The 23,461-nt window shown below is 30.3% G+C and carries 25 protein-coding genes; all 25 read left to right on the forward strand.

Annotated features, from left to right (window positions below):
- The first annotated feature begins 293 nt into the window (after nt 1–293).
- The 25 genes from AB3G34_RS07900 (at nt 294) to AB3G34_RS08020 (ending at nt 23,460) form a co-directional block, all read left to right on the forward strand.
- A complete protein-coding gene (locus tag AB3G34_RS07900; protein WP_369754015.1) occupies nt 294–1,256 on the forward strand; it encodes a GNAT family N-acetyltransferase in 963 nt (320 codons plus the stop codon).
- Nucleotides 1,257–1,591: 335 nt separating this feature from the next.
- Nucleotides 1,592–2,320 carry a TIGR00730 family Rossman fold protein gene (locus AB3G34_RS07905; RefSeq protein WP_367753596.1) on the forward strand — a complete coding sequence of 243 codons (729 nt, stop codon included), beginning with the start codon at nt 1,592–1,594 and terminating at the stop codon, nt 2,318–2,320.
- Between the two features lie 181 nt (nt 2,321–2,501).
- The gene (locus AB3G34_RS07910) at nt 2,502–5,249 is read left to right on the forward strand and encodes an aminopeptidase (RefSeq protein WP_369754088.1); all 2,748 of its coding nucleotides are present in this window, start codon (nt 2,502–2,504) and stop codon (nt 5,247–5,249) included.
- 186 nt (nt 5,250–5,435) lie between these two features.
- Nucleotides 5,436–7,844, forward strand: coding sequence for a thiamine pyrophosphate-dependent enzyme (locus AB3G34_RS07915; protein ID WP_369754017.1), 2,409 nt, complete (start codon nt 5,436–5,438; stop codon nt 7,842–7,844).
- A 105-nt stretch (nt 7,845–7,949) separates the two neighbouring features.
- Nucleotides 7,950–8,207: a hypothetical protein gene (locus AB3G34_RS07920; protein ID WP_367770512.1), complete on the forward strand. Its 258-nt coding sequence runs from the start codon at nt 7,950–7,952 to the stop codon at nt 8,205–8,207.
- A gap of 96 nt (nt 8,208–8,303) precedes the next feature.
- Nucleotides 8,304–8,987, forward strand: coding sequence for a peptidoglycan DD-metalloendopeptidase family protein (locus tag AB3G34_RS07925; protein WP_369754018.1), 684 nt, complete (start codon nt 8,304–8,306; stop codon nt 8,985–8,987).
- Entirely contained in the window at nt 8,988–9,461 is a 474-nt protein-coding gene (locus tag AB3G34_RS07930; RefSeq protein WP_367770518.1) for a hypothetical protein, read from the forward strand.
- Nucleotides 9,462–9,491: 30 nt separating this feature from the next.
- Nucleotides 9,492–10,013 (forward strand): hypothetical protein, encoded by a 522-nt coding sequence (locus tag AB3G34_RS07935; protein WP_369754019.1) that lies wholly within the window; start codon nt 9,492–9,494, stop codon nt 10,011–10,013.
- Nucleotides 10,014–10,299: 286 nt separating this feature from the next.
- The gene (locus AB3G34_RS07940) at nt 10,300–10,875 is read left to right on the forward strand and encodes a helix-turn-helix domain-containing protein (protein ID WP_367757943.1); all 576 of its coding nucleotides are present in this window, start codon (nt 10,300–10,302) and stop codon (nt 10,873–10,875) included.
- 15 nt (nt 10,876–10,890) lie between these two features.
- Complete coding sequence (locus AB3G34_RS07945) at nt 10,891–14,370, forward strand: PAS domain S-box protein (protein WP_369754020.1); 3,480 nt, start codon at nt 10,891–10,893, stop codon at nt 14,368–14,370.
- Entirely contained in the window at nt 14,370–14,804 is a 435-nt protein-coding gene (locus AB3G34_RS07950) for a response regulator (RefSeq protein ID WP_367770525.1), read from the forward strand. The genes AB3G34_RS07945 and AB3G34_RS07950 overlap by 1 nt, the downstream gene beginning before the upstream one ends.
- 195 nt (nt 14,805–14,999) lie before the next feature.
- Nucleotides 15,000–15,818, forward strand: coding sequence for an ice-binding protein (locus tag AB3G34_RS07955; RefSeq protein ID WP_367770527.1), 819 nt, complete (start codon nt 15,000–15,002; stop codon nt 15,816–15,818).
- A 302-nt stretch (nt 15,819–16,120) separates the two neighbouring features.
- The gene (locus AB3G34_RS07960) at nt 16,121–16,315 is read left to right on the forward strand and encodes a hypothetical protein (RefSeq protein ID WP_367753614.1); all 195 of its coding nucleotides are present in this window, start codon (nt 16,121–16,123) and stop codon (nt 16,313–16,315) included.
- Nucleotides 16,316–16,376: 61 nt separating this feature from the next.
- Entirely contained in the window at nt 16,377–16,589 is a 213-nt protein-coding gene (locus AB3G34_RS07965; RefSeq protein ID WP_367753616.1) for a hypothetical protein, read from the forward strand.
- A gap of 44 nt (nt 16,590–16,633) precedes the next feature.
- Entirely contained in the window at nt 16,634–17,107 is a 474-nt protein-coding gene (locus AB3G34_RS07970) for a Dps family protein (RefSeq protein ID WP_367770530.1), read from the forward strand.
- A 115-nt stretch (nt 17,108–17,222) separates the two neighbouring features.
- On the forward strand, nt 17,223–17,666 hold the full coding sequence (locus tag AB3G34_RS07975; protein ID WP_367753620.1) for a hypothetical protein: 444 nt from the start codon (nt 17,223–17,225) through the stop codon (nt 17,664–17,666).
- Nucleotides 17,667–17,863: 197 nt separating this feature from the next.
- Nucleotides 17,864–18,757 (forward strand): YihY/virulence factor BrkB family protein, encoded by an 894-nt coding sequence (locus AB3G34_RS07980; protein ID WP_367770532.1) that lies wholly within the window; start codon nt 17,864–17,866, stop codon nt 18,755–18,757.
- A 172-nt stretch (nt 18,758–18,929) separates the two neighbouring features.
- Nucleotides 18,930–19,313 carry a hypothetical protein gene (locus AB3G34_RS07985; protein WP_367753624.1) on the forward strand — a complete coding sequence of 128 codons (384 nt, stop codon included), beginning with the start codon at nt 18,930–18,932 and terminating at the stop codon, nt 19,311–19,313.
- A gap of 153 nt (nt 19,314–19,466) precedes the next feature.
- Nucleotides 19,467–19,925, forward strand: a complete 459-nt coding sequence (locus AB3G34_RS07990; RefSeq protein WP_367753626.1) for a PA2169 family four-helix-bundle protein — start codon at nt 19,467–19,469, stop codon at nt 19,923–19,925.
- Between the two features lie 110 nt (nt 19,926–20,035).
- A complete protein-coding gene (locus tag AB3G34_RS07995) occupies nt 20,036–20,794 on the forward strand; it encodes an MlaE family ABC transporter permease (RefSeq protein ID WP_367753628.1) in 759 nt (252 codons plus the stop codon).
- 1 nt (nt 20,795) lies between these two features.
- Nucleotides 20,796–21,575 (forward strand): ABC transporter ATP-binding protein, encoded by a 780-nt coding sequence (locus AB3G34_RS08000; protein ID WP_367770536.1) that lies wholly within the window; start codon nt 20,796–20,798, stop codon nt 21,573–21,575.
- Nucleotides 21,576–21,598: 23 nt separating this feature from the next.
- Nucleotides 21,599–22,336, forward strand: coding sequence for an MlaD family protein (locus AB3G34_RS08005; protein ID WP_369754022.1), 738 nt, complete (start codon nt 21,599–21,601; stop codon nt 22,334–22,336).
- A 247-nt stretch (nt 22,337–22,583) separates the two neighbouring features.
- Nucleotides 22,584–22,775 (forward strand): hypothetical protein, encoded by a 192-nt coding sequence (locus tag AB3G34_RS08010; RefSeq protein WP_367770541.1) that lies wholly within the window; start codon nt 22,584–22,586, stop codon nt 22,773–22,775.
- Nucleotides 22,776–22,969: 194 nt separating this feature from the next.
- The gene (locus AB3G34_RS08015; protein WP_367753636.1) at nt 22,970–23,122 is read left to right on the forward strand and encodes a lmo0937 family membrane protein; all 153 of its coding nucleotides are present in this window, start codon (nt 22,970–22,972) and stop codon (nt 23,120–23,122) included.
- Nucleotides 23,123–23,166: 44 nt separating this feature from the next.
- Nucleotides 23,167–23,460: a YtxH domain-containing protein gene (locus AB3G34_RS08020; protein ID WP_367753638.1), complete on the forward strand. Its 294-nt coding sequence runs from the start codon at nt 23,167–23,169 to the stop codon at nt 23,458–23,460.
- The last annotated feature ends 1 nt before the right edge of the window (nt 23,461 follow it).

Here is a 23,461-nt window from a genome sequence, read left to right on the forward strand (position 1 = left end):
AATCCTAACCTTAATAATTCAAGCTCATAAATAACTTAAAGCATAAACCTAAACTTTACAACACTATTACAAAGCATTGAATAAGAGTGCTAATAAATTCCTTGTTACATGTATAACTTTATTAGAAATGAATCTGGGAGGTGTATCATTACTTCTTTTTAATAAAAAAACAAGCACTACTTTTCGAAGTGAAATTTATTTCACTAGTATATCCTCAAAAAAATAAAATAAAATTTTGCTCGATTATTTTATTTATTACATTTACATAACTAATTATATAATTAAATATGTATATGGATTTTTTTGAAAAAACTGGAAAAATGGCTTTAGGTAGCAGACTGCGTTTAATGACTGCCAAAGTAACGGAGGATGCCTCACAAATTTATGAATTATACGATGTAACCTTTTCGCCAAAATGGTTTCCCGTATTTTTTATTCTTTCAGAAGATGGAGAAAAGACAATTACTGAAATTGCAAATGAAATAGGACATTCACAACCATCTGTCACAAAAATAATTAAAGAAATGACTGCTGCTACACTAGTTCAAATAAACCTAAATTCAGATGATAAACGCCGAAACGTAGTTGCATTAACTACAAAAGGAATAAAACTTTCAGAAAAAATAAGTCTTCAATATAAAGATGTTGATTTGGCTATAGAATCTATTATCAATGAAGCGACCCATAACCTTTGGGAGGCTATTGAGGAATGGGAATATATTTTAGAACAAAAATCACTATTTAAAAGAGTTCTAGAACAAAAAAAATTACGTGAAAGTAAAAATGTTAAGATTATTGAGTACAGTGCTGAATTCCAATCAGCTTTTAAGTCACTTAATGAAGAATGGATTTCAACCTACTTTGAAATGGAAGAAGCCGATTACAAAGCACTAGACAATCCAAACGAATATATAATAAATAAAGGAGGCAAAATAGTTGTTGCTCTTTACAACGATGAACCTCTTGGCGTTTGTGCTCTCATTAAAATGAATGATAACACCTATGATTTTGAACTGGCAAAAATGGCCGTTTCTCCCAAAGCACAAGGTAAAAATATTGGTTTTTTACTGGGTACGGCAGTTATTAATATGGCCAAAGAACTAGGTGCTTCAAATATATATTTGGAAAGCAACACTATTTTGAAACCAGCTATCCAATTGTACCAAAAATTGGGTTTTCAAAAAATAGTTGGACACACAACGCCTTACAAACGATGTAACATTCAAATGGAATTGATCTTGAACGATACCGTATAAAAGAATAAAACAACCCAATCGAAACTAATTTTTTCAGGAAATTATATCTTTCAGCTCAGAACCAACTAATTTATTGTAGGACAGCAGTTTTAACCCTCCTCCTATCCTTTTTACAAAAAAACCTATAAAAATAAGAAAAACAATATTGTATCATTTTTAAAAAAAGAATTACTTTAGTATCCAAGAGTACTAGCCCAGATTGCAACGGCATCCTTTTACTTGCTATTTTCAGCAAGGAAAAGATACAGTGAAAAGCTGGAAAAAGCTCCTGATAACTTTAACACTAAATATCAATAACTCTAAGTTGCTGATATTCAATTATCAATTTTACAAATATGAGACTAGAAGATTTTGACAATGATGAGGATAAGGTAATCCAAGACCATTTGAAACAAAAAACTTGGAATGAAATACGAACTAATGACAGCTGGGCGATTTTTAAAATCATGGCCGAATTTGTAAACGGTTATGAAACTATGGGGCGCATTGGACCCTGTGTTTCTATTTTTGGATCGGCGAGAACTAAGCCCGAAGACAAGTATTACTTACTTGCCGAAAGTATTGCCTTTAAAATTAGTAAAGCGGGTTATGGTGTCATTACTGGTGGTGGACCTGGAATTATGGAAGCTGGAAATAAAGGAGCGCACTTGGGCGGAGGAACATCCGTGGGGTTAAATATTGTGTTGCCATTTGAGCAACATTTTAATCCATATATTGACGGTGATAAGAATTTAAATTTTGATTATTTCTTTGTTCGAAAAGTAATGTTTGTAAAATATTCTCAAGGTTTCGTGGTAATGCCAGGAGGTTTTGGTACTATGGACGAATTATTTGAAGCAATTACGTTAATACAAACTAAGAAAATTGCTAAATTCCCTATTATACTTGTGGGAACGAGTTTCTGGTCTGGACTGATAGAATGGGTAAAAACGGTACTTATCGAAAAAGAACAAACGGTAAGTCCAGATGATTTGAATTTAATTAAAATTGTGGATACCGAAGACGAAGTGGTTGAAGTACTAGACAATTTCTATAAAAAATACAATTTAAAACCTAATTTCTAATCCTAAAGCTGTTTTTTTTAAAACAGCTTTTTTTTGTTCTTTATTACGTTTTTATCTAAATATACGTATCTTGGAATCCAATTTAATCTGGAATACATAATTGAAATCATTCGCTAAAATCGTTTTTTTTTCTTTGGCTTTATTGACATCAATAAAACAATTTGCGCAACATCATTCTCAAATGGTGGTTGAAGTTAATTCTGATGAAAAGACGCTCAATATTCAACAGGATATTACCTATTTTAATGAATCTGATGACAATTTAAAAGCAATCGTTTTAAATGATTGGAACAATGCTTATTCTAATGTTAATTCTCCATTGGCAAAACGTTTTTCGGATGAGTTTTACCGTGGATTTCATTTGGCCAAGGAAGCCGAAAGAGGAAGCACAAACAACATCACTATAATTGATGACCAAAAACTTTTTTTAACTTGGCTAAGAACAGAAGAAAACCCTGATGTACTTACTGTCAAGTTGAGAGCGCCATTAGCGCCACATCAAAAAACAACAATTCATCTTACGTATATTGTCAAGATTCCTAGTGATGCATTTACAAAATATGGTTATGGTGGACTGGGAGGCATGAACTTAAAAACATGGTACCTTACTCCTGCCCGATATGAAAACCATGAATTTGTAGTGTACAACAATGAAAATCTCGATGACATTGCCAATGCAGTATCTGATTTTGATATTGAACTAAAAGTTACTAAAGGACTGCAAGTTACTACCGATTTAAAAAGTACAGCATCGATTGAAAATCAAGATTTTTCAATTTACATGCTTACTGGAAAAAACAGACTCAATTTTGGTCTTTTTATAGAACCAAAAATTAGTTTTCATAGTTTTAAAAATAATTCTCTTGAGGTGATTACTAATTTAAAAGAGGATAAAATAAGTATCATTGAGCAATCCTTGGTTATCAACAATGTAGTTAATTATGTAAATACACTCGTTGGGGACTATCCATTTGATAAAATAATGATTACTCAGGCGGATTACGATCGAAATCCATTTTATGGTTTGAATCAGCTGCCCTCTTTTATCAGACCCTTTTCTGATGAGTTTACGTATGAAATTAAGTTTCTAAAAACCTATTTGAATGTTTACCTAAAAAATAGTTTGCGCGCAGATATCAGGAAAGACGGTTGGATTTACGATGCGATTCAGGTGTATACCATGATGAAATATATCGATGAAAATCATCCAAACAGTAAAATGCTAGGAAGTGCATCCAGTTTTAAATTGTTAAAAAGCTTCAACCTGACCAATTTAGATTTTAATGAACAATACAGCTATTTTTATATGTTAATGGCTCGAAAAAACTTAGATCAAGCACTTGGAGATCCTAAAAATACACTTGTAAAATTCAATGAACAAATTGCAAGTAAATATAGAGCTGGACTAAGTTTACGTTTTCTAGACAGTTATTTAGATCAAAACTCAGTAGACAAAAGCATCCAACAATTCTATGCTCTAAATAAGGAAAAGCAAAGTACAGAAAAAGATTTTGAAACCATCTTGAAAAGCAACACAGCCAAAAATATCAATTGGTTTTTTAACACGATTATAAAGTCTAGAGCTATTATTGATTATAAATTTTCAGCTGTCGCAAAAACCAATGATTCCATTTATTTTTCACTAAAAAACAAGACTGGAGTTATTGTCCCTGTTCCTATTTACGGCATCAAAAACGGAGAAATTGTATTCAAAAAATGGTTAGAACCCAATGATACCGATAGCATTTATAGGATAGATAGAAAAAATGCCGATAAAATTATTTTAAATTATAAAAATGAAGTACCCGAATATAATTTAAGAAATAACTGGAAATCATTAAAACCCTTTTTTCCAAATAACCGTCCTATCAAGTTTGTATTCATGAAGGATCTTGAAGATCCTTACTATAATCAAGTTTTATATGTTCCTACTTTAACTTACAATCTATATGATGGGTTTTCACCTGGATTGAGGTTGCATAATAAAACCATTTTAGAAAAGCCTTTTATCTTTGATATTAATCCCGCATATTCAACAAAAGCTCAGACTTTTTCAGGTTCTGGATCCTTTGCAGTAAATCAAAATTACAGAGAAAGTTCTCTTTACAATGTAAGATATTCCTTGTATGGAGCCTATTTTCATTATGCTCCTGATGCTGCCTATTTAAAAATAAATCCAATGGTGACCATGCGATTTAGGGAAAATGATTTTAGAGACAATAGAAAACAGTTAATTCTATTACGGCAAGTACTGGTAAACAGAGAAAAAAGTGAAATTGTTCTTGACAATTCAAATGTAAATTATTCGGTTTTTAATGCTAAATATTACGATACTAAAACCGAAATCACCAAACATTTAAGCTTCATGGGTGATTTGCAATTATCAAAGAAATTTGGAAAACTATCGACAGAATTCGAATACAGAAAACTATTTGAAAACAACCGTCAAATCAATTTACGCCTTTTTGCTGGTAGTTTTTTATACAATAATACCAATTCAGACTTTTTTAGTTTTGCTTTGGACAGACCAACAGATTATTTATTTGATTATAACTATTATGGCCGATCTGAAAATAGCGGTTTTTTTAGTCAACAATTAATTGTAGCCGAGGGTGGTTTTAAGTCAAAACTAGCAACCCCATTTGCCAATCAATGGATTACAACTTTGAATGGAAGTTACACCATTTGGAATTTTATAGAGGCTTACGGTGATGTTGGATTTCTAAAAAATAAACATCAAAATGAAACGTTTTCGTATGACAGTGGCATTCGTCTAAATTTAGTTCCTGATTATTTTGAAATGTATCTTCCTGTTTATTCTTCTAACGGCTGGGAAATAAGTCAGAAAAATTACAATGAAAAAATACGCTTCGTTATTACTTTATCACCAAAAATATTAATCAATTTATTTAATAGAAAATGGTTCTAATTAAATGATTTTAAGTGTTTATATTGAATTATATTCTGTAATATGGATTTTTCATTACATATAATTAATATTTTTTTCGGTATAAACGTTTTTATTTGTTAATAATTAAATTATATTTATTTCAATGAATTATGATAATCGCCAGTTTTTAAGTAAATTTGTCCCGCTAAGTAACCCTTTTCAATTATGATAAAAGAAAAAACTAATTCTACATTAACATTCGAAGATTTCAAAACTGAAGTATTAAACGATTACAAGATCGCTATAATAAGTAGGGAATGTAGCTTGTTAGGTCGTAGAGAAGTGTTGACTGGAAAGGCTAAATTTGGGATTTTTGGTGATGGAAAAGAAGTTCCACAACTAGCCATGGCGAAATTTTTTAAAAATGGTGACTTTCGTTCTGGATATTATCGCGATCAAACTTTTATGATGGCGATAGGTCAATTGACTGTAGAACAATTTTTTGCCGGATTATATGGCAATACTAATATTGAACAAGAACCTATGTCTGCTGGGAGACAAATGGGAGGCCATTTTGTCACTCATAGTTTGAATGAAGATGGTTCTTGGAAAAATTTAACAAAACAAAAAAATTCTAGTGCGGACATATCTCCTACAGCAGGGCAAATGCCTCGTCTATTAGGTCTTGCCCAAGCTTCTAAAATTTATAGACAAGTACCTGGAATTCCGAATAAAGAAAATTTTTCGATTGACGGAAATGAAGTTGCATGGGGAACAATCGGAAATGCTAGTACATCTGAAGGCCTATTTTTTGAAACTATAAATGCGGCTGGAGTTTTACAAGTACCAATGATTGTAAGTGTTTGGGATGATGAATATGGAATTTCAGTTCATGCCAGACATCAAACAACTAAAGAAAATATCTCGGAAATTTTAAAAGGATATCAAAGAGATAAAGACGATAAAGGTTATGAAATTTTAAGAGTAAAAGGATGGGATTATTCTGATCTTATTGCGACTTATGAAAAAGCTTCAGCTATTGCTCGTGAAAAACACATTCCGATTTTAATTCATGTTAATGAATTAACGCAACCACAAGGTCATTCTAGTTCCGGTTCTCATGAACGATATAAAGATGCGGATCGCCTAGCCTGGGAAAAGGATTATGACTGTATTCGTCAAATGAGATTATGGATGATTGCAATCAATATTGCATCGCCAGAAGAACTTGATGCTATTGACGCCAATGCCAAAAAAGAAGTTCTTGAAGGTAAAAAAGCGGCATGGACAACATTTATACAGCCTATTGTAGCGGAACAAAAAGAATTAGTTGCCTTACTAAATAAAATAGCGGAAACAAGCATACATAAAGTTGCTATCTTAAAACATTCAACAAATTTAAATACAATTAAGGATCCTTTGAAAAAGGAAATACTAATTGCTGCTCGCAAAACATTGCGTTTAATCTTTAATGAAAAAGGAAAAGACGAATTGTCCAATTGGATCACGAGCTACACCAAGAAAAATCAATATAAATTTAGCAGTCACTTATATTCAGAATCTGATTCAAATGTTTTTTCTGCCAAAGAAGTTTTGCCTAAATATTCTGAAAGTATAAAAGAAGAAACGGATGGTAGAATGATTTTACGTGATAACTTTGATGCAATTTTTACAAAATATCCTGAAGTTTTAATATTTGGTGAAGACTCAGGGGCTATTGGTGATGTAAACCAAGGTTTAGAGGGAATGCAAGAGAAATATGGTGAATTACGCGTTGCCGATGTTGGTATTCGTGAAGCTACAATAATAGGACAAGGAATTGGTATGGCATTAAGAGGTTTAAGACCTATTGCCGAAATACAATATTTAGATTACTTATTGTATGCGATCCAAATCATGAGTGACGATCTAGCTACATTACAATACAGAACGGTAGGAAAACAAAAAGCACCTTTAATAATTCGTACTCGTGGACATCGATTAGAAGGCATATGGCATTCTGGTTCTCCTATGGGAATGATCATTAATGCTGTTAGAGGAATTCATGTATTAGTTCCTAGAAATATGACAAAAGCAGCTGGTTTTTATAATTCATTACTAGAATGTGATGAACCAGCATTAGTAATAGAATGCTTAAATGGATACCGCTTAAAAGAAAAAATGCCATTGAATTATGGAGAATTTAAAACTCCTATCGGAGTGGTTGAAACCATAAAAAACGGTAGTGATATCACATTAGTTTCTTATGGATCCACTTTACGATTAGTAGAACAAGCGGCCAATGAACTTTTGGAATTAGGAATTGACTGTGAAGTGATTGACATACAGTCATTATTACCTTTTGATATCAATCACGATCTTGTAAAAAGTATTGGCAAAACCAATCGCCTTTTAGTAATTGATGAAGATGTCCCTGGTGGTGCATCAGCATATATTTTACAACAAATTATTGAACAACAAGATGGTTATAATTATTTAGACAGTAAGCCACAAACATTAACTGCAAAAGCACACAGACCTTCCTATGGAACAGATGGAGATTATTTCTCAAAACCTTCTGCAGAAGATATTTTTGAAAAAGTATATGCTATGATGAACGAAGTAAATCCTTCGAAATTTCCAAGTTTATATTAAACAAAATCTAAAATCCCAATCTAGTACCGATTGGGATTTTTTTTATAAAAATAAAAATAGTATATTGTGAATCAATAAATTAGTCACAAATCTAAAAAAATGAAAATGAAAAAAATAACACTGCTCGTAGGAATGCTTTCAATTATGGCATTTATATCTTGTAAAAAGAAAGAAGAAACACCACAACCTACCGAAACAACTGTGGAAGTAACTACTCCAGCAGCAGAACCAGAAGAAACAAATCCTGATGGAACTTCAATAAGTGTAGGAACTGATGGTGTAGACGTAAGTACAAAAGACGGGGCAAGCGAAACCAATGTTACAGTTGGTGGTGGTGATGCTAAAGTTGAAATCAAGAAATAAGATACTTAGTCTTAAATAAAAGTTATAAAGCCAACGTAAATTTTTTATGTTGGCTTTTTTTAATTTATTTTAAACCTCATAATAAAAAGCTCTTAAATGACCCTTTTAGAAAAATTACTATATCAAACGCAAGACGTAAAAGTAATTCCTGATTCTATTACTAGTAATCAATATATCCCTTTAGATTTATCTGTTTCTAATATTCAATTAGCTGAAGAATCAATTGGAAATGCTGTTGCTTTCGAAAAATACATTGAGCACTACTTATCTACAAATAACTCAAAAGTAGCTTTTGGTGGATACAATGAAGAAAGAAACCTTTATAAGCGAAGTATCATATTTAAAGATGACACAACAGCAGAGCGAAATATGCATATTGGTCTAGATTTATGGATAAAAGCAGGAACTCCAATATTGGCAGCATTAGATGGAAAAGTACATAGTTTTAAAAACAATGCTGACTTGGGAGATTATGGTCCAACAATTATTTTAGAACATGAAATCGAAAATCAAGTTTTTTATACTTTATACGGTCATTTATCGTTAGAAAGTTTAGAAGATCTAAAAATTGGTGCATTTTTCAAAAAAGGACAAGCCATAGGAACATTAGGAGACGCTAGTGTAAATGGAGACTATTCCCCGCATTTACATTTTCAAGTTATAAAAAATATTGCCAATAATCTTGGTGATTATCCTGGTGTTTGCAGTAAAAAGGATTTACCCTTTTATTTAGAAAACTGCCCAGACCCTAACCTATTACTAAAAATTAAAAGACAATAAATGAAAAAAATAATTCTAATCTTAAGTATTATTGTATTAGCCGGATGTAAATCAAAAAAAATAGACACACCTATTGTAGAAGAAGTTACTACGGTAAAATTAGCAATTAATGAAGTCTCTACTTTTCAAAAAGACAGAGCCTATAATTTGGGAAAACGCATATTAATGACTTGCAACACATCAAAATTTAAACCTTTTACTGAAAGTGAAGCAACTAGATCAGTAATAAATAATATTACATTAGAAAAGCTGTCTAAAACATGTACAAAATACAGACAATGGTATGGTGATTTTAAAGATTTACAGTTAATGGAAATATACAAAGACATAAATAAAAGCACTACCATTTTTCGTTACAAAGCATTATATAGTAAAAAAGTGGCGAATAAAGAACTTCGAGTTTATATGAATGAGGAAAACAAAATTTCAGCAATAAAATCAATGGATTGGGTAGACTTATTTGAAAGAAAATAATACTTAATTAATCCCTATTTACAATAAGCAATGAATAACAAACTTCTCGTTCTATTATTATTAGTTTCATTTACAGTTTCAAGTCAAGAATTAATGTCTTTTAACGGTCATAAAGGCTACAAAGCAACTAGTCAATGGAATTTTATCTGTGAAAACTACGCCTTGACAGGGTTTGTAAATGTACAAATTGCAAAAACGGATACAAATGGAATCCTCAAATTAGCAGTTGAGACTACAAATCCCAAATTTATTATTGCAGGAACTATTTATGTTTATTTAACTGATAATACCATTATTACTTGTTTAGACAAAGGGAATTCAGAGGTTAATGGTAATACAATAATTGGGTATTATTCATTTTCAAATTCAGAAATGGAAAAACTAAAAAATACTGATATCGCATCCATACGGTTTAATATAAAAGGAGATTACAATGTATTTAGTAGTCAATTAGGGAATTTTACCGCCTATAATAAAACATCCCTTATTGAATCATCAAATAATAAAGTTAAAAGAAAATATGTCACAGCTAAAGAGTTAACTTCTTTATAAAATAATACCGTATTATCGGAAAATAAGGGTCAAGTATGTTTCAGGTATAGCAATTGCTACTGAAACATACTTGACCCTTATCTTATTTAATTTCTAGTAAAATTACTATTTACAAATACAATTTACACACCTTTGTTCGTACCTTACAATCATTGAAATTATTTAGCATTAAAAATCAGTAAATTATACAACTTATTTTTACTATTATATAAGTTTTTTCAATAAAATAGCGCAAAATTTACTCATTAGTTTAAAATTAAAAAATTTGAAATTATATATCAAATACATGGTCAGCAATCGCTGTAAAATGGCAGTAAAAGAAGAGTTGAAAAAACTTGGATTGCACTTTATTCTTGTTGATTTAGGAGAAGTTGACGTGATGGAAAATATCACAATGGAACAACGCGAACTATTAAAAGCTGGTCTACTTAATTCGGGTTTTGAATTAATGGATGATAAAAAATCGATGCTAATAGAAAAAATAAAAAATGTAATTATTCAAATGGTTCACCATTCTGATGAAATTATTAAGGTAAACTTTTCTAATTATTTAAGTGATAAATTAAATCACGACTATACCTATTTGTCTAATTTATTTTCAGAAGTTCAAGGAACAACTATTGAACATTTTATCATTTCTCATAAAACAGAACGCGTTAAGGAACTAATTATTTATGGAGAACATAATATCACTGAAATAGCATGGAAAATGGGATACAGTAGTGTTGCGCATCTATCCAGTCAGTTTAAAAAAGTCACTGGGCTTACCCCTTCTCACTTTAAAAACATGAAAGATAAAAGACGTTGCCCAATTGAAGAAGTAGGAATTAAAAATAACACTATTACAAATAGCATCAATTAAAGTTGCCAAACCATCATGAAATTAATTTCAGAAAAAAGATTTCAACTCTACTCCATTCTTATAGCTATTATACTAGCAATGGTTTTGGCAGTTTTTTATTATAACAATCTAAAAGTAAAATCTACAAGTGACTCCACTGACTTAGCACAAGAAATATTACGCAAAAACGATAATGTTCTTTTGGATATTCTTGATATTGAAACTGGAGTAAGAGGGTACATTATTTCTGAAAATAGCCTTTTCTTAGAAACATTCAATAATGCCGTAAAAGCCATGAACAGGAATCTATCAGCATTATCAGTACTTACTCAAAACAATCCAAAACAACAACAACAAGTTAATTCATTAAAGGCAAAAACAGCCGAAAAATTAATTTTATTGAGAAAATTAATTGACGACAGAAATATAAAACTATTAAATGAAGAGGAGAAAATTACGATTCTTAAGAATGGAAAAATTATTACTGATGAGATAAAGGATATTATATCTGATATTAATTATGATGAGTATAATTCTTTAAAACTAAGAAAAACGGAGAACGAAAATAGTCGCCAAAATTCAGAAGTGCTATTTTTTTTACTACTATTATTAATCTTAGTCATATTTACCCTTGTTTTTATAATAGTCAAGAATTTAAAAATTAGAAATCAAGAATTAGAAACATTTACAGCCTCCCAAAAATTACTATCTAATTATTCACTTAGTCTTATTGAAGCTAGTAAAGATCCATTGGTAACAATAAATATCAATGGAAAGATTACTGATATGAATGAAGCAACAGTTAAAATAACTGGAGTTAATCGTGAAAAATTAATTGGTTCTGATTTCTTAGATTATTTTACTGAACCAAAAATGGCTCAAGAAGTATATCAAGAAGTATTTGCTAAAGGATCAGTAGCTGATTCCCCATTAACAATTCGACATAAAAACGGTAAGTTGACTGACGTCTTGTTTAATGGATCTGTTTATAAAGATGATAAAGGAGCTGTATTAGGAATTGTAATTGTAGCGAGAGATATTGCTGAGCAAAAGTGGGCCTTGGATTTACGAATTGCTAATAGAGAACTTGCTTTTCAAAATGAAGAGAAAGAGAAAAGAGCTAATGAATTAATTATTGCAAACAAAGAACTTGCTTTTCAAAACGAAGAGAAAGAAAAAAGAGCCAATGAATTAATTATTGCAAACGAAGAACTTGCTTTTCAAAATGAAGAGAAAGAAAAAAGAGCCAATGAATTAATTATTGCAAACGAAGAACTTGCTTTTCAAAACGAAGAGAAAGAAAAAAGAGCCAATGAATTAATTATTGCAAACGAGGAACTTTTGTTTCAAAATAATGAAAAAGAAAAACGAGCTGCTGAATTATATTTGGCCAATAAAGAGCTAATTTTTCAAAACGATGAAAAAGAGAAACGAGCTGCTGAATTAGTAATTGCTGGCATCGAACTAGACTTTCAAAACAAAGAAAAAGAAAAACAAGATATTGTAAACGAGGAACTCAAATCACTTAGTGACTCTTCTAAATTAGCATCTCAATATTCTCTTAGTTTAATTGAAGCTAGTCGTGATCCATTGGTAACAATAAACATAGAAGGTAAGATTACGGATATGAATGAAGCCACCGTGAAAATTACGGGCATCGATCGTGAAAAACTAATTGGCACCGATTTCTTAGATTATTTCACAGAACCACAAATGGCTCGGGAAGTTTATCAAGAAGTATTTGCAAAAGGATCTGTTGCTGATTCTCCATTGACTCTTCGTCATAAAGATGGGAAACTGACAGATGTGCTTTTTAATGGTTCAGTTTATAAAAACGAATTAGGAAATGTACTTGGTGTTGTTGTTGTAGCCAGAGATATTACAGATCAAAAAAGAATTGAAACCGAATTAATTGAAGCTAAAGTATTTGCTGAACTAGCTACTGGAATTGCTGAGGAAGAAAAAAGAAATGCTGAACTTTCAACATTAATTGCTGAAAATGCGGTAAAGGCAAAACAACAGTTTTTATCTAACATGAGCCATGAAATAAGAACTCCCATGAATGCCATTATCGGCTTTACGAAAGTAGTTCTTAAAACTGAATTATCGGCAAAACAAAAGGAATATTTGACAGCCATAAAAATGAGTGGTGATGCACTTATTGTTCTTATAAATGACATTCTTGATTTAGCAAAAGTAGATGCAGGTAAAATGACTTTTGAAAAAATACCATTCAAATTAAAGTCTTCAATTTCTTCTATGCTTCATCTTTTTGAAACAAAAATTCAAGAGAAAAATTTAAAATTAGTAAAGGAATATGACCCAAGCATTCCACCAATTGTAATTGGTGATCCAGTACGTTTGCATCAAATCATTTTAAATTTAGTAAGTAATGCAGTAAAATTTACTTCAAAAGGAAAAATCACAGTTAGTGTGAATCTAATTGATGAAGATGAAGAAAATATAACTATCGAATTTGCAGTTACAGATACGGGAATTGGAATTTCTAAAGAAAAAATCGCAACCGTATTTGACAATTTCCAGCAAGCAACAAGTGGAACATCCCGAATTTATGGTGGTACCGGATTAGGACTTGCCATTGTAAAACAATTAGTAGAACCTCAAGGAGGAACTATAAATGTAGAAAGCGAAGTTAATGTAGGAACTACATTTAGTTTTAGATTAGACTTTCAAAAAACAAACCTTGACGCAGAAGTAAATAACGAATTTCTTGAATTGGATACTGAAATTAATAATATAAAAGTATTAGTAGTTGAAGATATTGCATTGAATCAGTTGTTGATGAAAACCTTGTTAGATGATTTTGGTTTTGAAAGAGATATAGCCGAAAACGGAAAAATCGCCATTGAAAAATTGCAAAACAACTCCTATGACATTATCTTAATGGATCTACAAATGCCAGTAATGAATGGATTTGAGACAACTGAATACATTAGAAAAACAATGAATTCACAAATACCAATTGTTGCTTTAACTGCTGATGTTACCACTGTAGATTTAGCCAAATGCATGGCAGTAGGAATGAATGATTACATTGCAAAACCAGTAGATGAACGATTATTATATAGCAAAATTGTAAGTATTGTAAAAAAAACTTCCTCTTTAAAATCAGATGAATTAGAACCAAAAGATATCCAAAAAAGTATTGATTTGGAATATTTGAAAACTAGGACTAAATCGAATCCAGAATTAATGATGGCAATGATAGATGCTTATTTACAGCAAACACCCCCATTAATAACTGCCATGAGAGAAAGCTTAAAAGACAAAGACTGGCAACTGTTAAAAGCTTCTGTACATAAGATGATCCCGTCCTTTTCAATAATGGGAATAAGCCCAAAGTATGAAGATATGGCAAAAAAAGTTCAAGATAGTGCTCTTGAACATGAAAATATAGAAGAAATAGGACATTTGGTTTTAGAGCTAGAAACCATTTGTACCTTATCTTGTAAAGAATTAGAAATAGAATTTAATAATATAAAAAATAGTAACTAATGAAAAACGATAACAAAATAAAACTCTTTTTAGTAGATGATGATGCCGTTTTCTTAAAATCATTAGAAATAGAATTTCTTCATCACACTGATTTTATTGTTGAAACTTTTGCAACTGGTGAGCTATGCATTGCCAATTTAGGAAAGAAACCTGACGTAATTATTCTTGATTACCATCTGGATGGAATTGATAAAAATGCTATGAATGGCATTGAAACATTGGATAAAATAAAAGAATTTAATCCTGATATTCCAGTAGTAATGTTATCATCTCAAGATAAAATTGATGTAGCCATTAGCTGTATGCACCATAAGGCATTTGATTATGTTGTAAAAAGCGAAACTGCTTTTTTACGCCTTCAAAAAAACATTACAGCCTTTTTCCATTTTGAAAGAATTGAAAAAGAATTAAACTGGTATATGGCCAGAATGTAATTTAAAACTATTCTCTTTTAAGATAAAAGAGCAATGTTCCTCATTAGAGGAGCATTGCTCTTTTCAGTTAAAAACACCCATAACCATTCAAACATTCGAATTTCACAACATTTAACGACAATACAGCAACTAATTAGCATATAAATAACTGAATTTTGGAATGTGATAAATAAGTCACATTTCAAAAATAAAATTATGAAAATAGTAAAAATGTTTCCTGTTTTGGCAGTGCTTTTAGTTGGATTAATGACGAGCTGTAGTACTGATACGGATTCAGGCACAGCTGTTGTTGCAAATTCAATTTTTAAAACCACACCAATACCTTCAACTGACAAGTCAACCTCAAATTTGACAAACAGCGCTACATTAGAAACAATAAATCTTGGTGTTGCAGGAAATTTTGCAATACTATCAAAAACAGGTATTACCGATGTCTATAAATCCGCGGTCACTGGTGATGTAGGAGCAAGTCCAATTACAGGAGCGGCTATTCTTTTAAAATGTGATGAAGTAACCGGAACTGTTTATTCAGTTGACGCTACAGGTCCTGCATGCAAGATAACCGATGCAACCAGATTAACAACAGCTGTAGGTGATATGGAAACGGCGTATACGAATGCCGCGGGTCGTATTAATCCCGATTTTCTAAATTTAGGAGCTGGAAGTATAGGTGGAAAAACACTTACACCAGGTTTATATACATGGACAAGTACATTAAACATCCCAACTGATATTACAATCTCAGGTAGTCCAACTGATGTTTGGATTTTTCAGGTTGCAGGAAATCTTAATATGAGTTCAGCCGTTAGAATTACTTTAGCTGGAGGTGCACAAGCCAAAAACATTTTCTGGCAGACGGCTGGTGCAGTTACTCTAGGAACAACTAGCCATTTTGAAGGAAATATATTAAGCCAAACTGGTATTAATTTAAAAACAGGAGCCTCCATTAACGGAAGAATGCTTGCTCAAACTGCTGTTACACTTCAAATGAATACAGTTGTATTACCCCAATAAACATTTGGTTATTTAAACTACTAAAAGTGCTGTTTATCAACTGATAAACAGCACTTTTTCTTTACTTAAAAGGAATAGTAGCACCTCTAAATGTGTGAAAGATGAAAGTATTATTTAAAATAATGTAAAACTTACTGGGTACAAGACCTTTATCTTTGTTGTAGAAATTAGCACTAGATATTTAACAAGTCAAATAAGATTAAAAATTTATACTAATGCATATTCATTTTAACAGCATTTGTATTTTAAAACGAATTTAAAATATAAATAAACAAATTATTAATTCTTAAAAAAATAAAATTATGAATCTTAAAAGAATCTTTGGAGCATTACTTACAGCGCTTGGAATTGGAGCTCTTATTTATACAGCTGTTGTATTTGCAAATACAGGTGGTAGTAATAATGATGTTAAAGCATTAATTATTTACGGAGTACTAGGTATTGTGTTTTTTAGTGCCGGAATAAGCTTAGTACGCACAACAAAAGATGAATCTTAACTAATCGAAAGAATTAGTCTTAATTATTTAAGAAATCGAAATCAATATTAAAAAACAGGTTATGAAATCAAAAAACATAGGAATTCTTATAATTGTAATTGGAGCAATCATGATTTTTTATAACGGGTTCAATTATATTACTAAAGAAAAAGTAGTTGATATTGGACCTATTGAAATCAATAAAGAAACAAATCACCCAGTACAATGGTCACCAATTGTAGGTATTGTTCTACTTGTTGGAGGAGTACTACTTGTAGTACGTGACAAAAAATAATAGAATCCAAATTACAAGATTACGTAATAATTTAAATTTACAATATGAAGCCACAAATAGGAATAACAGCCGATAATTTAAAAAACAGTACTGATTTACTTTCATCCGTTTTAGCAGATGAAATGACATTATATATTAAAACTAGAAAATTTCATTGGAATGTCTCTGGTGAAAGTTTTATGGAAATTCATAAATTATTTGAAAATCAGTACAAACAATTAGAAGAAAGTATTGATAATGTAGCAGAACGTATCAGCAAGCTTGGCGAAAAAACTATCGGTACAATGAATGAGTTTATAGCACATTCAAAACTAAAAGAATCGCCTAATAAATATCCTTCACAAAAAGAAATGATTAAAGAGCTTCTTGATGACCATGAAACTGTTATTGTAGCGCTACGCAAAGGAATAAAGCAGTCTGAAGAAGATAATAAAGATATTGGTACAGCCGATTTTTTAACAAGCTTAATGACAGAACATGAGACGACAGCTTGGATATTAAGACGCTATTTAAGTTAATTATACAAGCTTTCAAAGATTTACATCGTAAATAACCAATCTTAACAATTGAAAATATTTTTATTAGTAAAACAACCATTTGAAATAAAAATACATTCATAAATAATAAACAAAAATGAAAAAAATTACATTCAATATAATTTCAAAAAAAATACTTTTAAGTGTATTTGCTCTCATGACACTAATATCCTTTACATCTTGTGCCAAAAAAGTGGCTTTTCAAACCTCATCCATTGTACCTGCAGCACGTGGAGATGTAAAAATAAAAAAAGATGAAAATAAAAATTACTTGATTAAAATTGAATTGGAAAATCTTGCTGAAGTTAACCGAATTGAGCCTCCAAAAAGTGCGTATGTTGTTTGGATGGAGACTGATGACTCCTCAGTGAAAAATATTGGTCAAATAAAAAGTGATTCAAAGTTTTTATCTTCTAAACTTAAGGCTTCTTTTGAAACTGTAACTCCATTCAAGCCTTCGAAAATATTTATAACTGCAGAGGATAATGCAGGTGTTCAATATCCGGGAATGCAACTTATAATGGAAACAAGTACCTTTTAAAATAAATAGTCTAAAAAATAAAGATTTGGTTGGTTTTTGGTTGAATTGAGGACTGTTTTAATCTACAGTCCTTTTTTTTATCTGAAATTAAACTATCAAAAATTTACGTTTTAAGGATATCTTAAAAGGAGTTCTAAAATCAATTAAACCCCTAAAAAACAATTCCAATTTAAGTCCAATTACAAAAAAGAATCTACATGGAATTTCATATTAAACATACTGGCAAACTATTGAAAACAACTTATGAAGGATGGAATGAAAAAGATCCGTTTAGACAAAGTGCTGTAATTGCTTATTATGCTATTTTTAGTATACCTGGTTTATTAGTTTTAATTATTTCTATAGCTGGTTATTTCTTTGGAAAAGAAAGTGTAAACAAAAATATATTAGAACAAATTACTAATACAATGGGGTCCGAAACTGCCATTCAAATTAGCCAAATTTTAGCTAAATCTACTGAAACGAAATCAAGTTTTTTAGGGTCAATTGTTGGTGTTATAGTGTTACTAATTGGTTCCACGGCAGTTTTTGTTGAACTACAAAAAACGCTGAACTTAATATGGAAAGTGGAAGTATTACCAAAGAAAGGGATAATTACAATATTGAAAGCACGTTTTTTTTCCTTTGGATTAATATTAGCTATTGCATTTTTATTGATGATTTCTCTAGTTATATCTACAATGCTTTCTAGTATGGGAAATTGGATTGGAATATATACTTATAATTATTCCGTTCTTTTTTTCAATTGCATCAATTTTATATTTTCATTGGCTGTTATATCAATACTTTTTGCTCTAATGTTCAAAATTTTACCCGATGCAAAAATAAAATGGAAACATGTTTGGTTAGGATCAATAGTTACTGGTATCCTTTTTACAATTGGTAAAACTATTTTAGCATACTACTTTAGCACGGCTGAACCAGCATCTGTTTATGGTGTAGCGGGGTCTGTAATTTTAATTTTATTATGGGTTTCTTACTCCTCTATGATTTTGTTTTTTGGGGCCGAATTTACGGCCGCCTACGCAAAAATTTACACCGGTGTTGTGCCACCTACTGAAATTGCAAAAAAAATAACAAGCACAAACTAACTATTTATAAATCAAATAACATTTCTTCCATTTTTGCTATTTCATCAATGAAACACATACGTTAATTATATAAATTTCCGTTGAAATTGTATAATGTAATTTACAATTAAAATACTGAAATTTAACCTTTTACAAAGTATTAGTTAGACTATAATTAATTAAAGCAAAAGGTATGAAAAGAGTTAAAAAATTAGGTATATGGATGGATCATTCCATTGCTTATTTAATGGAATTTACAAATAATCCATTTGAAATAAAAACGATAGAATCACAATTTTCAATAGAAGAAAAAGAGTTACAAATCTCAAAAAAAGCAACAGTTTTAATAAACACAGAAAAACATGTTTTATATGAATATTATAATAAAATAGGTGACGCAATAAAAAATTATAAACAAATAATTCTATTTGGTCCATCATGTGCAAAAATGGAATTCTTTGATGTTTTAAGTGAGGATGAACGTTTCTTAAAAATGAAAATTGAAATTAAAGAAACTGATAAAATGAGTTTGAATCAGCAACATGATTTTATTTTAAAATATTTCGCAAACAACTAATTTTTATAGTAATAAATGGTAATGATTTAATGCAGGTCATTTTGGTTTTCGGATAAAATAACTTGAAATGAAATGACCATAATACATAATTTCAATTGAAAACTAAGCCTATGTTTATTTATAAAATAAAATTTCTAACTAAAAATTAAAAAAATGGATAATGAAAAAGCAATTAGCGTATTAAATTCATTTATAGTAATCAATAATGCTAGAATTAAAAGATATAAATGGGCATCGACAGATAGCAAGGAATCTTTTTTGAAAAAAACATTTATGAGTTTTCAAAAAACGAGTCTAGCATGTAAAAAAGAACTTAGAAAAGAAATTATAAAATTAGGAGGCACACCAATTGAAGAAAAAAGTAAAAATACTTTGCTTCATCACTTTTGGTTGAAGTTTACAAAATTTGTTTTTAATACTGATTTAAACAATATAATATATTCCTGTGAACGAAATGAGTCTATTATAATTCAAAGTTATTATGAAGCAATATACAGTAATCTAGGCAACCTTAATTATAAACAAAAGGCGATGCTAAACAATCAATATTTTTTAATTAATGATGATCATGACAAAATGAAATCATTAAACATTCACTCTCATCGTTTATAATATTTATCTACTAAAATCAAATGTAATCTGAAGAGTCTTAAACAGTATGATTTATTCAAACATAACTATTTTTCAATTACCAAACATTAAACTTAATAACACCCACCATTTTGATTATTTATTTTAAGAACCTCTTTAGTGATGTAGGTGATGTAACAAAATTTGCATCAAAATTTTTCAAAGAAGCTGTAGCTCCCCCTTATGAATTTAAAGAATTTATAAAGCAGTGTTATATTATTGGATACAAATCATTGCCCTTAGTAGCCCTTACCGGTTTTATAATGGGCTTAGTACTTACGCTTCAATCACGTCCTACCCTAGCCAAATTTGGGGCTGAATCTTGGTTACCTGGAATGGTGGCACTTTCATTGATTAGAGAAATTGCTCCTGTGATAACTGCATTAATTTGTGCAGGTAAAATTTCATCTGGAATTGGTGCTGAACTAGGTTCTATGAAAGTGACTGAACAAATAGATGCTATGGAAGTCGCAGCAATTAATCCTTTTAAATACCTCGTTGTTACTCGTATTTTAGCAACTACACTTATGATTCCCATGTTGGTCATCTTCGCAGATGGAATTGGAATATTAGGTGGTTATATAGGAATCAATATGCATGGAGATGTAAATCTATTTAGATATGTTTCTAAAGTTTTCGATTCATTAGCCTTTATTGATATCATTCCTGCAACAATCAAAACCTTTTTCTTTGGTTTTTTCATTGGAATGATTGGCTGTTACAAAGGGTTCACCGCCGAGAATGGAACTGAAAGCGTGGGTAAAGCAGCAAATTCAGCAGTCGTGACTGCATCATTAACTATTTTTATTATAGACATGTTAGCAGTTCAATTAACCGATTTATTTTTTTAGAATGAAACAAGAGCACCTAGTTTTAGAAACACCAGTCATTGTAAAAGATGCAACTCCCCTTATTGAAATAAAAGATCTACACAAGTCTTTTGGAAAAAATAGTTCCGTTCTAAAAGGAGTTAACCTTACACTTAACAAAGGCAAGGATTTAGTCGTTCTAGGAAAATCTGGATCTGGAAAATCAATAACTATAAAATGCATTGTAGGATTAGTTCAGGCAGATAAAGGAGAAATAAAAGTATTTGGTCAAGAAATACTTGATTTGCAAACAGAGGAACTAAATAAAATAAGAGTTCGAATTGGTTTTTTATTTCAAAATTCAGCCTTATATGATTCTATGACTGTAGAACAAAACCTTGCATTTACATTAACCCGCCATGTGAAAAATTTAACCGATGAAGAAATAGAAAAGGAAATTATAGATGTATTGGAAAGTGTTGGATTGGCGGAAGCAATTCATAAAATGCCTTCAGAACTTTCTGGAGGAATGAGAAAAAGAATTGCACTTGCTCGAACTCTAATCTTAAAACCCGAAATTATTCTTTATGATGAACCCACTACTGGACTAGATACAATTACTTCTAGGGAAATTAGTGAGTTGATTTTAGAGATAAAGAAAAAAAATAACACAACGTCAATTATTATCACCCATGATATGGCTTGTGCAAAACTTACCGCAGACAACATTGCAATATTAAAAGATGGAGTAATTCATGTTGAAGGCAGTTACGAAGAATTAGAAAACAGTAAGGACGAATGGGTTCGTTCCTTTTTTATATAATTAGTTAATTTAAGAATTTAAGAATGAAAAAGGAATCAGGAAGTACATGGAAATTAGGAATGTTTGTATTAATAGGATTGGTCGCTTTTACGTCCACTATTTATTTTGTTGGAAAACAAAAAAATTTATTTGGCTCTACATTCATTTTAAACTCACATTTTAAAAATGTAAGTGGTTTAGAAGTGGGGAATAATGTGCTTTTTTCGGGTATAAACGTTGGAACTGTTAGTGAGATTCAATTAATAACAGATACATCAGTTGTTGTTCGATTATTAATAGAAAAAGACGTGCAAAAATTCATAAAAAAAGATGCCCATGCAAGCATAGGATCAGATGGATTAATGGGTGATAAAGTACTTATTATTTCTCCAGGTACTGCTTCAAAAAACAAAGTAAAGGACAATGATAATATAGCCTCAATAAACCCCATTGAAATGGATGAAATAATGAGAAGCCTTAAAACCAGTATTGATAATGCTAGCATAATAACCGATGAGCTTGCTCAATTTACTTATAAGATGAATAATGGAAATGGTGCTTTGAATAAATTAATTACCGATGAAAAATTTGCTAACAGTCTAACAAAAACACTTACAAACCTACAAACAGGTTCCAAAGGATTGAGTGAGAATATGGAAGCGGCAAAACATAATTTTCTACTAAAAGGATATTTTAATAAAAAGAAAAAAGCAGAAGAAAAGAAAATCGAAGAAATAGAAAACGCAAAAAAAGAGAAGATCAATACTGAACAAAAAAAATAAGATTAAACATTTTAAACAACTGTTTTTTAACGATTAATAAGTAAATAGTAAAACATTACTGATTTTTAAAAATTATAAAGAAGCACTTCATTTTTAAATAAATGTGGTGTTTTTTTTTAAATTATAGCCTATCTCTTCTATAAAATAAACCAAAATAAGTAAATCATATAAATTCTTTAAAAAGTTATGTAAGACTTTCTAGCATAAACCCCCCCACCTTTGTAAAACATATTTCAAATTAAATATAATGAAAAATAAATCAGAAAAAATTAAAGAGACCTGGGAGGTACAGAAAGCAAAGTTAAAAGAAAAATTTGCTGGACTAACAGATACTGATTTTCTTTTTCTGGAAGGTAAGGAAAATGAAATGATAGAGAAGCTTAAACTTAAGCTTGGCAAAACAGAAGTTGAAATATACCAAATTCTTAATTCCATTTAATAGCTATTGCAGATAGCTGAATGAATAAAAGTGACTCTTTTCAAAATTTTACAGCATCAAAAAAAGTAAAAAGTGTTAATAATGTAACTTTTAAATAAAGTTGTGTAACAGATTCCTTTAGTAAAATAATGACCTTTGTTATATATAAAAACAGAAACTCAACAAACAAATATTAATTAATAAAACTAAAGATCATGAGCAATCTACTTTACACATTAGCAGTCATTTTAATCATTTTTTGGGCAATTGGATTCTTTGCATACAGTTTAGGATCGATAATACATATTTTATTAGTTATTGCAATCATAGCAATAATATTAAGAATAATCCAAGGAAGAAGATTATAAAAAATCAACTAAAAATTAAAAAAGTAAACATTAAAAAAATTATTATGAAAACAGATAAAGTAATATTAGGAGTATTAGGTGGACTTGCAGCAGGTGCAATAATGGGAATCTTATTTGCTCCAGATAAAGGCGAAAAAACTAGAAAAAAAATCAAACGTAAAAGCAATGATTATGCTGATGATTTAAAAGACAAATACGAGACTGCTTTAGATACTATTTCTAAAAAATATGAAACTCTAAAACAAGAAGGTCAAGATCTTTATATAGAAGGAAAATCAAAATTTGATAAAACAAAAAAAGAATTGGAAAATTTAGATATCAAGAATTTAAATAACTAAT

Origin of the sequence: Flavobacterium sp. WC2409 (assembly GCF_041200085.1) — a bacterium.
Taxonomy (GTDB): Bacteria; Bacteroidota; Bacteroidia; order Flavobacteriales; family Flavobacteriaceae; genus Flavobacterium.